This window comes from Legionella maioricensis (assembly GCF_023618015.1).
GTDB classification, from domain to species: Bacteria; Pseudomonadota; Gammaproteobacteria; order Legionellales; family Legionellaceae; genus Legionella; species Legionella maioricensis.
In genome coordinates this window covers 196,728-212,297 of record NZ_JAJKBJ010000005.1, presented here as the reverse complement: position 1 = coordinate 212,297, position 15,570 = coordinate 196,728, and the positions used below count along the sequence as shown (strand labels likewise).

Here is a 15,570-nt window from a genome sequence, read left to right as displayed (position 1 = left end):
GACGTCGAATAAATGTACAATACGTTCTAATGAGGATACTCATTTTTTTACCTGCTGCAAGGTATTATTAAAAAAAACCTTAGGGCGAATGTACAATTGGTTTCCCCAGTGCCTACGTGCCACCACTTGTTCGCGGTATCCATTGCTGAACCGCTGATTGATCATTTTCTGCAGTTTAAGTCTTAAAAAATATGCTAAGATAATTTTTTTAAAATTTGGATGTCATTAATGTTTCAAAATGCAATTGTTCGTAGTCCTTCAGCCTCTTTAGTACATGGATTAACTACTTCGACTGAATTGGGTAAACCAGATTATGGCCAGGCATTAATTCAACATCAAAATTACGTTAATGCTTTATCGCCATGCGGGCTGGAGGTGACGGTATTACCGCCCATAGAGGAATTCCCGGATTCCTGCTTTGTTGAAGATGTTGCTTTGCTTACCGAACGCTTAGGGATCATCACTCGACCCGGTGCTCAGACAAGACAAGGTGAAGTAGAGCAGATAAAACAAGCGATACAGGTGTTTTTTAAAGATAAAATCTCAAAAATTACCAGTCCAGGAACCTTAGAGGCTGGGGACGTACTTAGAGTAGGAGAGCACTTCTTTATAGGCCTTTCAGCAAGAACCAACCTGGCAGGCGCTCAACAGATGATTCAGACGCTAAACCATCAGGGGTTTACTGCTTCAACTGTTCAATTGAAAGAATTTCTCCATCTTAAGACCGGGGTAAGTTATTTGGATCAAGGATATTTACTTGTTTGTGGTGAACTGGTAAATCATCCGGCATTTGCGCACCTGAATCAAATTGTTGTTGATGCTGATGAGTCTTATGCAGCCAACTGTATTATGGTTAACGGAACGGTTTTACTGGCACAAGGATACCCGAAAACAAAAAAATCAATTACCGACCGAGGTTTTTCTGTAATTGAATTGGATGTCAGTGAATTTAGAAAAGTTGATGGTGGCTTAAGTTGCTTGTCTTTGAGATTTTGAGAGTTTAATGAAAAAACGATTATCCGTACTCAGTCTTACATTAATCACTGTATGTTCCGTAGACAGTATTCGAAATTTACCTGCGGCAGCCATAGCAGGAAGCCAGTTATTCAATTACTTCTCATTAGCTTTAATTTTTTTCTTACTTCCCTGCGCCATTATTTCATCCTGGTTTTCCAATCAATCTCAACAAGGGGTTTATGGGTGGGTAAAAAAAGGCCTGGGTAAACATGCAGCATTTATGGCCATTTGGTATCAATGCGTCCAAAATATATTAATTTATCCAACCTTACTGAGCTTTATAGCCGGAACCTTACTCTACAGTATTTCCCCGGACTTGGTTGAAAACAAAGGCTTACTGTTTCTCATCGTTATTTTCCTTATTTGGGGCTTAACCTGGATTAACTTGAAAGGCATTCAATTCTCCAGCCGCTTTAACTCTTTCTGTTCCATTACCGGCTTACTTATTCCTTTTACTATTATTATGGCAATGGGACTATATTGGTGGCTAACTGAAACACCGCAGGGAGATAATATACTTCCTCAAGCAGCGCCCTATTCCTGGACTTCCTTGACCGCAATTATTCTCTCATTCTGCGGCATTGAATTGGCTGCAGTTCATGCTGAAGAAAGCAAAGCAGGCGCCTTTCCAAAAGCCATAGTGATCTCGGTGTTCTTGATATTTCTCTCCATGTTATTTGGCTCCATTATTCTGGCCATGATCATTCCAGCAGAGCAATTAAGTTTTATCAGCAGTATCCCAAAGCTTATCCAATTATTTTTCACGAAAATGCACTGTGGCCATCTCTCCTTTCTTATTAATGGATTGATTGCTATAGGGTGTATTGGAACGGCTAACAATTGGCTCATTGCTCCAATTAAAGGTTTAGGTTTTGCTGCAGGAGAAGGATTTCTGGATACCAGACTGACTAAACTTAATGAGAATAAAGCCCCAGCAAAACTGCTAATCCTGCAAGCCCTGTGTGTTTCTGTTATTAGCACTTTATTTTTGATTATTCCTTCGATTAATGCCTCTTACTGGATTATGCTGAATGCAGCAACTCAAATTAATTTATTAATGTATTTACTTCTTTTTTTTAGCGCAATTAAAGTGATTTTCTCAGGAGGTTCGCATAACAGAATTAAAATATTAATCCCCTCCTGTTTAGGAGTCCTGGGTATCAGTGTTGCCTTATTAGTCAGTTTAACACCACCGCCATCACTACAGCTTGACTCTCAAATAATCTATGCCGTATTGGGAGGACTCTTCCTGGTACTAATGACTTTAATACCCATGTGGAGTCAACGAAAAGCACCTAAATTACAAGAAATTACTTAATTCACTTAAAGCATACTTCTTTTATTTTGAATAGCCGCAGGATTTTCTTAGTTCAACTATAATCATATTATGATAATAAAATCAGGGATCTCCCGGAGATATAATGAACATTTCACGGAATATGATATACAAGGCAGTAGATGCTAAAATAATCACCGAAGAGCAAGCTGACCGTTTAATTGAATTCATCACCAATCTCCCTGATCAAAGTCCAAATTTTAATTTAACTAATGTTCTTTATTATTTTGGGGGGCTTATTGCTATTGGGGCCATGTCTTTATTTATGAATTTAGGCTGGGAGATGTACGGTGGCTGGGGGATTTTATTTCTTTCTCTTTGCTACGGTGTTCTTGGACTTGCTTTAGCCCATTTATTACAAGCAAAAGGACATAGTGTTCCTGCAGGTATTTGTGCCACTTTTGTTGTTGTTCTGACACCTTTGGCTATTTACGGACTTCAAAGAGGAATGGGTTGGTGGCCAGATGAAATGGTATATCAAAATTATCACACTTATATTAAATGGCATTGGATGTTTATGGAGTTAGGAACTTTGATTGTCGGAATTATCATGGCCTGGATCTATCGCTACCCATTTATGCTGATGCCTATAGCGGTGACTCTCTGGTATATGTCCATGGATCTTACTTCCATGATTGCGGGAGGAAGCTACAATTATGAGCTTGGTGCCATGGTTTCCATGTATTTTGGACTGGTTACCGTTTTAATCGCTTTTTGGGTCGATATCAGATCCAGTAATTCAGCCGACTATGCCTTCTGGCTTTATATATTTGGCGTAATCGCTTTTTGGAGCGGTATGACAGCCCAACATTCTGATAGTGAATTTTCCAAATTTATTTATCTTTGCATTAACCTGCTTTTGATTTTTATAGGCGCCATTTTAAACCGAAAAGTCTTCGTTATCTTCGGAGGTTTGGGTGTCTGCTGTTACTTAGGACATCTAGCATTTCAGGTATTTCAAAACAGCTATTTATTCCCTGTTGCGCTGACAGTTATAGGATTTGCAATCATTTACTTAGGCATTCTATGGCAAAAACATGAGGCAGCGATGACCAATAAAATGCGTTCGATACTTCCTCAACCCTTAAAAGATTTGTTACAGGCAAGGGAACGGTTATAACGTTCCCTGGCAAAAAGAACAAATTACAGCAATACCTCTTGCTCAATTAACGGTTCCTTAAGTCGGCTATACACTAAATGTCCAGCCCAAAGAAGCTACGATATTATATTTAACCTTTGCTTGCTCACCATAGAAATGCTGAGAGATCGGCAGGGAAATGCCCAATTGAGCGATTAATTTTTCTGTGGAAAACCATAAAGATGGAACAATAAATACTAGATTTCCACCGCTATTTGGATTCGCCTGACCAAAAATTTTATTTTTTTCTGTATATTGTCCATTTAACTCTAATAATCCAGAAAAGATATATTGATTCTTAACGCTAAAAATATTGTGACCTATTCCCAATTGATAGAGGTATTGTGAACCAAGATGAACATTATTGTAAGGCGTAAATTTAAATAATCCGGGCGAAACAAACCACAACCAATCTATAAAAGTTTGATTAAAAGTCACTCCCCAAAAATAGGAAGGTGAACCAAATCCAGTTGAAGGAAATTTATTAAAAGTGCCTGAGGGCAATGTTACCGCTGTAACAAAAGAAGCAAACTCTGTCTTAGTTGAATCAGAACCTTGATAAAAGGCATATTCGAATTGCAAACTGGTATCTGATGCACCAGAGGAATGATGTATGTCATTATTATGGTCTGGGGCTCTATAATCTATAGCCCAGGGCGTGTAAAGGTAAAATGACGCCGAGTCAGTTAAACCATATAAAAGAGAAGGGGTAAATGCAAAATAATACTGATCATCGAGTTTGAGATAAGTGGGTGATAAATAAATTTGCAGCTTATTTTTCTCAATAATATTTTGACCAAATGAAAGAAAGGGACCTGGTTGTTGAGAAAATGGGAGTGAAAAAAGCCCCACACTCGGCGGGGATGCAGAGGGCGCGGGGGATTTCTGATTTGCTGCCAGCGCGGTGGAAGAAAACGGAGAAAATGCGATTAAGCATGAAATAAAAAATGAGCTACTTTTTTTCATGAGTTATAAGTCCCATCATGTCATAATTCACAATGATTTAACACGACCACAATCCATATAAAAAGCTACTTTAATTTATCTGGCCCACGCGATACTCCTAAAAAAACTTTCACTTTAACCAGTGATTCCTCTTGTCCCTGCTAAATGCGAATAAATATTTTATATCGGTACAAAAATGCAACCACCAAAAAATTCAAAAATAAAAAAACAATTGAATAAAATAAAGCCGCATTCTGTGCCCCGTAACTGCTGAATAGATGATCCGCTATAACGGCTCTTAAATTATCTAAATTACCGTTTTTCAAGGGCAAATAAAACATGGACTGAATTTTTAGCAAAGTGACATGTAATATGAAGGCAAATAAGGCATTCATGCCAAAAATCTTCAATGGCAAGGCCCATCTTGTGTAACCTAAAATATCGATAATTAAAAAACATAGAGCAAAAGTAATTAAGGCGTAGCCCCCTGTCCATAACACAAAAGAGCTGGTCCACAAATTTTTATTAATGGGAAAACTCCCCCCCCAGAGCCATCCCAGAAGCAAAAAAACGCAACCTGTAACACTCATGATGTACCATTTATTTTTATTACTCAGCGAGGTGAGTAATAAACGACCCGTTAAAAGGCCAGCCAAAGTAGTAGCAATAGAAGGAAGAGTACTTAAAAAACCCTCCGGATCATACACTTTTTCAAATAAATGAGCCGGGGCAAAAAGCATTTGATCAAAATAGCTAACCCAATTTCCTTCCACAGTTAATTGGTTAACACCATGCCCAGGAACCGGAATTTGAGTCATAATAAACCAATACCCTAACAAAATACCTAAAAATATTAAAATTTGAGTCTTGGTCGTGGTATTGAGATAGATAATAGCGCAAACCAAATAACATACCGCAATGCGCTGCAAAATCCCATAGACTCGAATGGTTTCAAGGTCAAAATGATAGGGAATAGCATTCAATAGAACGCCAACAAAAAATAAAATCACACTGCGTTGTACTATTCCGCTATACAAAGCAAATTTAGATTTTTGATGAATCTGATTTTTTAAACTTATCGCACTGCTTAATCCAACAATAAAGAGAAAACAGGGAAAAACTATATCTGCTAAAGTACATCCATTCCAAGAAGCATGTTCCAGAATGGCGTATGGGGTTCGAGTCCCCTGACTGTTTACTAAAATCATTAAAACAATAGTTAAACCTCTGAATACATCCAAAGATAAAATGCGATTGGTTTTAGGGGGAATACTGCTCATAATCGACTAATGTGCCCATAAAAAAATTAGATTAGCATTTTAGGCTGGAGATAAAAAGTTTAAAACTTAATAAATTGAATTAATTACCTTTAAACTATATAAAAATAGTTATTAAACTTGTATGTTATTAAAGTTCCTATTTAATTTTGAAAACCAACAGAATGTTTAATAAAAAAGAACGGACTTTATTATTTGCAAACAACTTATGGTACCTCTCTGAAGGCATGCTTGGTCCTCTATTTGGAATTTTTTGTGCGAAATTTCAATCGTCTCCCTTAGATATTTCCTGGGTTTGGGCTCTTTATCTCATTTCAGTTGGCATAGTCGTTATTGGATTAGGTTATATTTCGGATTTTATCTATAAAGAAAAACTCTTGATTGTTGGATATGCCCTGCAAACTGTTTTCACCTTTTGCTATATTTTTGTTACCACCAAAAAGCAGTTGGCATTATTACAAATTGGTTTAGGTATTTCGGGTGGCTTATCGACTACGACCTGGTATGCCCTCTACGCTCGCTGCGAAGACAAAACCCATGAGGGTTTAACATGGGGCCTGGCAAACGGTTTGGCAAGCATTTATACCGGGGTGGCTTTATTGTGTGGCGGTTTAATCATTGCATACGGCTCTTTTGAAACTTTATTTATCGTCATGGGGATCATCCAATTGATTGCTACCCTTTACGTAAGCAGGCTTAGCTCTTTCGAAAAACCTGAAATTTTACGTCGTTTCAAACTATTCAAAAAATACTCCCCTTCTTAAAATAGAGAAAAATAAATTTTTTTATTAAACTTCAAATTAAAAAGTTATAATGTAACTTCTCATCCGAGGAATTCATCCCGAACGTAGTGAGGGATCTTCAAATTAAGGCACAGAGCCGCTTTCAGGAGATCCCTCACTACGTTCGGAATGACGTTTCCCGGACTTATTGAGAAGCTACGTTAGAATTGCCCCGTATTTGTTTTATTAAACAAATTCAAGTGTAATTTTGCTCATTAAATTTTAAAGGATTAATGTCATGCCTAATTTTTTTACTAATTGCGTCGATACGATAACCGCACGTACTTTTGCATCGACACCCGCACACCGCAATACCCAAAGAACCAATGCAGTAACCGAAATAGCAGGAAGCATGATTGAATCACTCAATCCCCTTCTAGTGATTCCGCCCAAAGTAACGCAAACTTGTTTGTCAGTTTATACTCTATTTCGCCGCGACGTAAAATTAAGTGAAAAGGCGGTGCAATTATTACAAGGCAGCATTGCAGGAGCCCAACTCGGATTGGCAATTGCTTTGTATTTTAATTCAAATACCTGTGAAGATGACACTGAGATTCTTTGCAAAGCCGCATTGTTTTGCCAACTGGTCTATAAGGGAGTATTACTTACCGGATGGGTGCCAGGTGAGGTTGCTAAGGAACCCTATGAGGCACCAGCAGCACAGGTGTAACCCCTAACTATCCATTAAGACAGTGAGATCACGAGCATCAGACAAGCCGTGATCATCAACAACCCTGATCACAAATTTACCCGGTTTAGCCCGCCATAGAAAAGGCTGATCGGGTTTTGTTTCAGCAATAAACGTTTCATTAATGAACCAATATAAATGAGCAATACCAGCATCAGTGACCGCACTTAGAGGTATCTTATCGTTGAATTTTGAATTGGCGCGCACAATGTAACTTATCCCGGCCTGTGGAGAAGTAATTTGCGGATTAATACCTGTATTTCCTGTTAATGCACAATCCGGTTCGAAAAAAGGTGGCGTATGCCTTTGAATGCCTGCTTTTTTGAAAATTCGTAACAAATCTGAAGGCCAAAATTCAAAAATTTCAAAACGTGTGCTGTCATCAATATGGCAGGTACGTAGTCCGGTTTTATTATTGATTGCCACTTCTCTGAAGATAGTATCCGTTTTAATTGGTGATTTACCGGGAATAAACCAGGTCCATTCAGTATCCAGGCAATAACGTGTAGGCAACATACCAGAGGCCTTGCATACCTCTACTTTGCGAAGATTCAACTGCTCAGGTCGTTTTTCAACGCTGACTAAAGGACCGCGCTCCTGTTTAATCGCATCAACTAATTCAAAAAATAAAGGCGCGGCAATGTCTTTACCCACAAAGGCAGGATTTGCTTTATTATCAAAATTGCCAATCCAGACGGCCAAAACATAAGGACCAAAAGACCCCACCGTCCACGCATCTCGATAACCTGAAGAAGTACCTGTTTTCCATGATACTGGCAATTGAGAGAAAGCCTTGTAACTCAAATCAGTTCTTGGTGTATTTTTTAACATATCCAAAACCAAAAAACTTGCCTCTGGGCTAAGCAAACGACGCCCATTGTCTTTGCTTTCTTCTTTGAGTAAGTGAATGGGATACCAGATACCATCATTAACTAACATCGCATATAAGCCAACTAACTCTCTCATAGTCAGTTCAACACCGCCCAAATTTAAGGATAAACCGTAATAAGATTCAGATCGCAAATGACTTACCTGTGCTTGCTCCAATAATTGATGTAATGAGGGATTGGTGAGTTGACTGGAAAGATCAATAGCAGGAATATTACGGCTTAAAACCAAAGCATCTTTTGCTTTAATAGGTCCCATAAAATCATAATCAAAATTTTCTGGATTATAGCCATTAAAACTGTGAGGTACGTCTTTCAAAACAGTATTCGGATGGATTAAGCCTTGATCCAGGGCCAATCCGTAAATAAAAGGTTTCAGTGCCGAACCAGGGGAACGCTTTGTTTCCACTCCATTAATCTGCCCACCAATACTTTTATTAAAAAAATCTGCAGAGCCCATTAGCGCTTTAACACCCATATCTCGAGTATCAACCAGCAAAACCGCTGCATTATAAACGCCTAAACCTTTTTTCCTCGCTAAATAATGGCGTGTAATACGGTCTACAATGATCTGGGTTCGATAGTCTAAAGTAGTATCAATACTTTGGGCGTGCACAGAAGGATGATTAAGCACCATGTTAACCAAATGAGGCGCGTGAAAAGGCAAATTATGGCTGTTTTGCATCACTAGAGGTAAATGAAACATCATTTTTTTTGAGCCGTCTTCAGGATGCTTCACGAGCCATCGCGTAAATAAACGATCTCTAATTTTCTTTAAATCACTATTATCGGGAGTACGCTTTCCTGGATTTTGGGGAATAATGCTTAAAGTTAATGCTTCAGGCAAACTAAGCTTGGCAACGGGATTATTAAAATAGATCAGACTTGCAGCGCCTACTCCTTCAATATTTCCGCCATAAGGCGCCAAATTTAAATAAGCTTCCAATATTTGATCTTTGCTGTAATGCATTTCAATTTGCAAGGCTCTGATAATTTGCCACAGCTTTCCGGATATTTTTTTAGAATTTATTCCATAGCGTATACGAGCTAATTGCATGGTAATTGTTGAAGCACCTACCCTACGTGACTTTACTGCGTAGGTTTGCCAAACCGCTTTAAACATAGCAAAAGGATTGAGGCCCAAATGCCAGCGAAAGTATTGATCCTCCTGTAGTAAAGTGGCTTCAATTAATTGTTTGGGGATTTGAGGGAGAGGAGTAAACAATCTAAATTTATCATCTTTACTCAAAGTTAACCGTAATAACTGATGGTGATCATCGTATACCGCTTTAGAAAAACTGACCTCTTCCAACAGCAAAGGTCTTGGTGAAAAAAATAATAACAAATACCCACTGACAAATAGTGAAACAAGGATTATGCTAATTATCTTAATTATTTTTCTCATAACCGATATTATGCATCAAAAAGAGTAAATTATATTCAAATTTCATATAAATTACATTAGAATGCATCGATTATTGAGAAAAATAAATCCATGGAGCATTGTTTCGATGCAAAATGATTTAAAACAAACAAACAGTCATCTCAAATGGGATAAATCATGAATAAAAATCCACGTTCTTCAATTCTAAACGGGCTTTGCTCTGCATTTTCTTCCGTGTTTGGAAAATTGAATTGGAATAGCCCTCCCTGGATGACTCACTTACACCAAAAAGCAAAAAGCAAGCCTAAAACATTTTGGGGAACCACATCTCTAATTATTGTTTTTCTTCTTGCTGCGGGATATGGCGCCCATTGGTATAAAAATCGCCCTCAACCTACCTATATCACCGCATCAATAACCGTCCCCGAAATAACTCCGACGGCAGCCAATGATACACCCCTGGTGCCTAATAACTTAATTATAGATTTTGGTATTAAAAATAATAATGGCTTCACTAACCAGTCCGTTGCCCCTATCAATTTAATTGGTAGAACAATTACTGAAGGCATAGAAATGACGCCTAAAACAATGGGCCAATGGAGCTGGAATAGCGACAGTCAATTAGTCTTTGTCCCATCTGAAGATTGGCCAGCAGGACAAAAATACACCATTCATTTTGCTCAAAACTTCTTTGCTCCGAAAACGAATATGGAACGTTATGATTTTTCATTCGTTACCAAACCTTTTGAAGCAAAAATTACTGAGTTTAAATTCTATCAGGACCCTGTTAATTCAGAAGTTAGGAACGCTGTAGCAACTATCCAGTTTAACTTTCCGGTCAATCCTGAAAGTCTTGAAAAAAATAGCTCGTTAATGTTTCAGGCAATTAAAAATGGCAAGATAGATCTCAATGCGGAGCCCGTTAAGTTCTCTTATAGTTATGATGAACATAATCGAGTAGCCTATCTGCATTCAGAAAACATTAAAATAAAAGATGTAGCACGTTATTTGGTATTCAGTTTAAGTAAAAATATAAGCTCTTCAACCGGCTCAACAGAACTTAAAACAGATACAGCTTCCAATTTACTAATACCTGACGCCAGTAATTTCCTCAAAGTACTTTCAACTTCGGCCTCAATAGTAAGGAATGATAAAGACAGGCCAGAACAAGTTCTAACTGTTGAAACAAGCTTGGGGGTTAATGAGAAGGATTTTAATAAGTCAGTACATATCTACTTATTGCCACAAGACTATCCAGCTACCGCTGCAGAACAAGCCAAACAAAATTATCAATGGCAAAATCCAGGAGAAGTAACCAGCGCTATTCTTTCTTTAGCGACTCCTTTAACCAAAGAAGCAATACCAACAGAACAAAACTATGCCACGTTACATAGTTTTAAATTTGCTGCCCAAACACCACGATATTTATATATTAAAATCGATAAAGGCATGAAAGGATTTGGCGACTTTACTTTAAGTAATGATTATGCGGCTGTTATCGCCATACCTGAATTTCCCAAGGAAATCAGTTTCTTGCACAAAGGATCACTTTTGGCTTTAAGCGGAGAGAAAAAACTTTCAGTATTAGTCCGCGGCGTACCTGCTGTTAAATTCGATTTTGCGCGAGTTTTACCAAATAATATCAATCAATTGGTTACCCAGACTCAAGGAGATTTTAATAACCCCTATTTTATTAATCCTTCCTTTAATCAACAGAATATTAGTCAAATCTTTTCTGATGTCCAACAATTTGACAGCTCCGATTTAACAAAACAACAATACACTGCCCTTGATCTAAGTAAATACCTTACAGTTGATGCCAATACATCAGGACCACAAGGCCTATTTTTATTACAAGCCACTGGATGGGATGTTGCTAATAAATCACCACTGGATGTAAAAGCCAGTCGCTTAATCCTGATTACCGACTTAGGCATGCTAGTAAAGGATAATAACGATGGCAGTCATGATGTATTTATTAACTCCATCACTCAGGGAGTCCCTGTAGCTAATGTTACAGTTACCGTTTTAGGTAAAAATGGCTTGCCTATTTTGTCTCGGGTAAGTGACAGTCAAGGACGGGTTAACTTCCCTACCCTTAAAGATTTTGTTGAGGATAGAGAACCAATTGTTTATTTGGCAAATCTCAATAATGACGTTTCATTTATTCCATTCAATAACTTCAACAGACAATTGAATTTTAGTAAGTTTGATATTGGCGGCATCTATACAAACAATCAGGAATTACAAAGTTTGAGTGCCTATCTCTTCTCGGATAGAGGTATCTACAGACCTGGAGATACCGTACATATAGGCATGATAGTCAAACAAGCCTATGCGCAGCCACAACCTGCTGGCTTGCCTCTACAGGCTACCATTGTAGATTCCAGAGGAACAACGCTAAAAGATCAAAAAATCACTCTGAACGATACCGGGTATATGGAGCTTGATTTCACCACCAATGCCAACTCTCCAACCGGTCAGTATATGGTTAACCTGTTTTTAGTAAAAGACAATCATCCTCAAAACCTGTTGGGTAGCACATCGGTTCGCGTTTCAGAGTTTCAACCGGATAGAATGCGAATCACTTCAAATCTGATTCCAGCCCCATCTGACGGATGGACTTCACCGATGGGCTTAAAAGCTCACGTAGGACTTTGGAACTTATATGGAGCACCTGCTGCCGATCGAAAAATCAGTGCTAAAATCTTACTGACCCCTCAGCAAATTGAATTTGAAGATTATCCCGACTATATTTTTGCAGATCCCCTTCTGGATCCCAAAAAACCACCAAAAGTGTTTACCGAAACGTTAACTGACGTTAAAACAAACGACAAAGGAGAGGCCGAATTTGATTTAAATCTGGATCGGTTTGAAAAGGCTACCTATCAATTGTCATTTTTTGCTGAAGGTTTTGAAGCAGACGGTGGTCGAAGTGTCACCACTCAATCTAAGGCATTAATTAGTCCTTTACCCTATTTCATTGGATATAAACCCGATGGTGACTTATCTTTCATTAAGCAAAACAGCATTAGAAATATCAATTATATTGCTGTTAATCCGCAATTAAGCAAAGAAGCAGTTAAAGATTTAAAAATTCAATTGGTTTCTTTACACCCAGTTACTACCCTGGTTAAAAAAGCGGATGGGACTTATCAATATCAATCCATTATCCAATCAACAGTGGTTAGTACCAATCCTTTTGCCCTGGAAGAAGCAGGTACTAATTATCAACTGCCTTCACAACAAATTGGTGATTACTCCCTAAGTATTCTTGATAAAGATAATACGGTACTCAGCCAATTAAAGTTCAGTATCGTTGGAGCAAGCCAAAAGCCACTGGCAAAAAATGCGGAGTTGGCAATCAAATTAAATAAATCTGAATATAAAGCAGGTGATGATATAGAATTGCAAATCACGGCCCCTTATACGGGTTCCGGGTTAATCACCATTGAACGAGATAAAGTCTATGCTACTCAGTGGTTTAAAACTGAAACAACTAACTCAGTGCAAACTATTCGTATTCCTGCAGATTTTCAAGGTAATGGATACCTTAATGTGGCATTCATTCGAGATTGGGAGTCTCCAGAGTTATTCATTAGCCCTCTAAGTTATAGTGTCGTCCCCTTTACGGTGAACCATGACAATCATGATATTAAAATAGAATTAAAAACTGCCAAGGTGGCTCGTCCTGGTGAGCCGTTCACTATTGACTATCAGACGGATAAGGCAGGAAAAATAATTGTCTTTGCGGTGGATGAAGGCATCTTGCAAGTGGGACGTTACAGTACTCCAGATCCTTTATCCTTCTTTTTCCAAAAACATGCTCTGGAAGTATTAACACAACAAACCGTAGATCAAATTCTTCCCAAATTTATCCAGGATAGAGAACTATCTGCTGCTGGGGGTGATGGTGGTGAAGAAGATATGGCCAGCAGACTTAATCCTTTCAAAAGAAAAACGGATTTACCTGTAGTTTATTGGTCTGGAATCATTGATACGGATCAGACCAGCCGACAATTAGTATATCAAGTTCCTGATTATTTTAACGGCAGTATCCGCGTAATGGCTGTTGCCGTATCTACTGATTCTGTTGGCTCAAATGATACGTCTGCAGAAGTTCGGGGAGATTTCATCATCAATCCGAATGTCCCAACGTTTGTAGCGCCTGGGGATGAATTTGAAATATCGGCAAGTGTTGCTAACAACATTAAAGACTCCGGTGATCACACGCAAGTTAACGTGGATCTTACTGCTTCGCCCGAAATAGAAATTATAGGCAGCGCGAACCAAACCTTGGAAATTAAGGAGGGTCGCGAGCAAACCGTACACTTTAAATTACGGGCTAAATCATTAGGCGCGGCCAAAGTAACGTTCACTGCTAAAGCGGATGATAAATCCAGTAAAATGGATGCCACACTTAGCGTCAGGCCTGCAATGCCATTTATAACTAATATTGATAGCGGTAAGTCTCAAGATGCTAAAAAATCGCTGGATATCATGCAAACCCTTTATCCGCAATATCGTAATGTGGATGCAACCGTGTCTACCAGTCCTTTAATTCTGGTATTTGGTTTACAACGCTATCTGGATAATTATCCTTATGGTTGTACGGAGCAATTGACCAGTAAAGCCTTACCATTGCTGGCGATGAACAATCAGCCATGGTTTACGAAAGACAGTCAGCAAATCCATGACAAGGTAAACGCTACAATTCAAATGCTCAGTCAGCGTCAAATGTCGAATGGTGGCTTTAGTTATTGGCCTGGCTTGGGAGAGAATAGCGGGAATAGCTTTGCCTCTGTCTATGCCATGCATTTCTTGACTGAGGCCAGAGAGCAAGGCTTTACAGTACCTAGCGATATGTTCTCTAATGGTATTAGTTATCTTAAAAATCTGGCAAGTCAAAATGCATCTGATTTGGATACAGCAAGGATTCAGGCTTATGCAATTTATATTTTAACCAGAAATGAGATAGTAACAACTAATTATCTGGCTAACTTACAATTGTACTTACAACAAGACAGTACGAAAGCATGGCAAAAAGATATTACTGCTGTCTATTTAGCTGCTTCGTATCAATTGCTAAAGAGCTATGATGATGCGAATCAATTAATCGGCCTCTACCAACCGCAAAGTAAACAGACTTTTGATACCGATTTCTATGATAGCAATATTGCTGATGCTCAATATCTTTATATTGTGGCCAAGCATTTCCCTAATTTATTAGCGCAAGTGGGTGATAAATTGGTAATGCAGTTGGTTAAGGCCATCAATAATAATGAAATTAATACCATATTGTCTGGTTATACCAGCTTAGCGTTAAGTGCTTATCAACAAAATGATGCAACCGGTTCTCATCCGGCCCTGTCAATAACAGGGGTGCTGAATAACAATCAAGAAAAAACCTTCCCTACCGAAAAGGGTAATTATCAAAAAATTAGTATTGATGAGGACGTCAAAAAAATCAGTTTGAATAACCCAGAGAAGCAAACGTTCTTTTATCAGTTGGTACAAGCCGGTTTCGACAAAACGCTTCCAACTACGCCATTAAAACAAGGAATGGAAATCTTTAGAGAATATAGAGATGAAAAAGGGAATGTGATTAACACAACAACTTTAGGTAGCGAAATTGAGGTACATATCCAAATCCGTACCTTAGATAATGCCTATTTAACTAATATAGCGGTTGAAGATCTTTTACCCGGTGGCTTTGAGGTAGTTCGTGATTCAGTGAAAACTGATACTATGGATTTTTCTGATGCACGTGAGGATAGAGTAAATTACTTCGGCAGTATTGATTCAACAGCCAAACAAATTACTTATAAAATCAAAGCAATAAACACAGGAAAATACATCGTGCCTCCAGCCTATGCCGAAGCGATGTATGATCCCGCCACCAAAGCACGAGGTGCTGCATCAGAAATAACTGTAACCAAAGCTCCTTAAGGAAACAGTTCTCATTTAATAACAAATAAAAAGGCGTCTTCAAAGATGCCTTTTTATTTGTGCCACCCTATTCGAAATTTAAAGTTAAATTCCGGATGATATTTCATATTGATTACTGGGTTTTACAGATTTTAGGAGATCAGTTTATTAGATGTAACCTGGGTGAA

At 38.4% G+C, this 15,570-nt stretch carries 9 protein-coding genes; 6 read left to right on the top strand and 3 right to left on the bottom strand.

Annotated elements, in window-relative coordinates:
- Positions 1-228 precede the first annotated feature (228 nt).
- The 3 genes from LOX96_RS06630 (at position 229) to LOX96_RS06620 (ending at position 3,473) form a co-directional block, all read left to right on the top strand.
- Positions 229-996 carry a dimethylarginine dimethylaminohydrolase family protein gene (locus LOX96_RS06630; protein ID WP_250421685.1) on the top strand — a complete coding sequence of 256 codons (768 nt, stop codon included), beginning with the start codon at positions 229-231 and terminating at the stop codon, positions 994-996.
- Positions 997-1,003: 7 nt separating this feature from the next.
- The gene (locus LOX96_RS06625) at positions 1,004-2,335 is read left to right on the top strand and encodes an APC family permease (RefSeq protein WP_250421684.1); all 1,332 of its coding nucleotides are present in this window, start codon (positions 1,004-1,006) and stop codon (positions 2,333-2,335) included.
- Positions 2,336-2,438: 103 nt separating this feature from the next.
- On the top strand, positions 2,439-3,473 hold the full coding sequence (locus LOX96_RS06620; protein ID WP_250421683.1) for a DUF2157 domain-containing protein: 1,035 nt from the start codon (positions 2,439-2,441) through the stop codon (positions 3,471-3,473).
- A gap of 66 nt (positions 3,474-3,539) precedes the next feature.
- Here LOX96_RS06620 and LOX96_RS06615 read toward each other — a convergent pair whose 3' ends face one another.
- A complete protein-coding gene (locus tag LOX96_RS06615; protein ID WP_250421682.1) occupies positions 3,540-4,457 on the bottom strand; it encodes a hypothetical protein in 918 nt (305 codons plus the stop codon).
- 140 nt (positions 4,458-4,597) lie between these two features.
- Positions 4,598-5,716 carry an acyltransferase family protein gene (locus tag LOX96_RS06610; RefSeq protein ID WP_250421681.1) on the bottom strand — a complete coding sequence of 373 codons (1,119 nt, stop codon included), beginning with the start codon at positions 5,714-5,716 and terminating at the stop codon, positions 4,598-4,600.
- Between the two features lie 161 nt (positions 5,717-5,877).
- Here LOX96_RS06610 and LOX96_RS06605 point away from each other — a divergent pair, with 161 nt between their 5' ends.
- Together LOX96_RS06605 and LOX96_RS06600 are read left to right on the top strand one after the other, a co-directional pair.
- Positions 5,878-6,477, top strand: coding sequence for an MFS transporter (locus tag LOX96_RS06605; RefSeq protein WP_250421680.1), 600 nt, complete (start codon positions 5,878-5,880; stop codon positions 6,475-6,477).
- 256 nt (positions 6,478-6,733) lie between these two features.
- Positions 6,734-7,165, top strand: a complete 432-nt coding sequence (locus tag LOX96_RS06600) for a hypothetical protein (protein ID WP_250421679.1) — start codon at positions 6,734-6,736, stop codon at positions 7,163-7,165.
- A 3-nt stretch (positions 7,166-7,168) separates the two neighbouring features.
- Here the strand turns inward: LOX96_RS06600 and pbpC are convergent, their stop codons facing one another.
- Positions 7,169-9,475, bottom strand: coding sequence for a penicillin-binding protein 1C (gene pbpC / locus LOX96_RS06595; RefSeq protein WP_250421678.1), 2,307 nt, complete (start codon positions 9,473-9,475; stop codon positions 7,169-7,171).
- 156 nt (positions 9,476-9,631) lie between these two features.
- On the opposite strand from pbpC, the gene LOX96_RS06590 reads away from it, so the two are divergent.
- Positions 9,632-15,403, top strand: coding sequence for an alpha-2-macroglobulin (locus LOX96_RS06590; protein WP_250421677.1), 5,772 nt, complete (start codon positions 9,632-9,634; stop codon positions 15,401-15,403).
- Positions 15,404-15,570: the final 167 nt, after the last annotated feature.

What these genes read in the sequence shown, in the direction of transcription:
- LOX96_RS06630 (WP_250421685.1), top strand. Translation starts at nt 229, where the DNA reads ATGTTTCAAAATGCAATTGTTCGTAGTCCTTCAGCCTCTTTAGTACAT.
- LOX96_RS06625 (WP_250421684.1), top strand. Translation starts at nt 1,004, where the DNA reads ATGAAAAAACGATTATCCGTACTCAGTCTTACATTAATCACTGTATGT.
- pbpC (WP_250421678.1), bottom strand. Translation starts at nt 9,475, where the DNA reads ATGAGAAAAATAATTAAGATAATTAGCATAATCCTTGTTTCACTATTT.
- LOX96_RS06590 (WP_250421677.1), top strand. Translation starts at nt 9,632, where the DNA reads ATGAATAAAAATCCACGTTCTTCAATTCTAAACGGGCTTTGCTCTGCA.
- LOX96_RS06610 (WP_250421681.1), bottom strand. Translation starts at nt 5,716, where the DNA reads ATGAGCAGTATTCCCCCTAAAACCAATCGCATTTTATCTTTGGATGTA.
- LOX96_RS06605 (WP_250421680.1), top strand. Translation starts at nt 5,878, where the DNA reads ATGTTTAATAAAAAAGAACGGACTTTATTATTTGCAAACAACTTATGG.
- LOX96_RS06615 (WP_250421682.1), bottom strand. Translation starts at nt 4,457, where the DNA reads ATGAAAAAAAGTAGCTCATTTTTTATTTCATGCTTAATCGCATTTTCT.
- LOX96_RS06620 (WP_250421683.1), top strand. Translation starts at nt 2,439, where the DNA reads ATGAACATTTCACGGAATATGATATACAAGGCAGTAGATGCTAAAATA.
- LOX96_RS06600 (WP_250421679.1), top strand. Translation starts at nt 6,734, where the DNA reads ATGCCTAATTTTTTTACTAATTGCGTCGATACGATAACCGCACGTACT.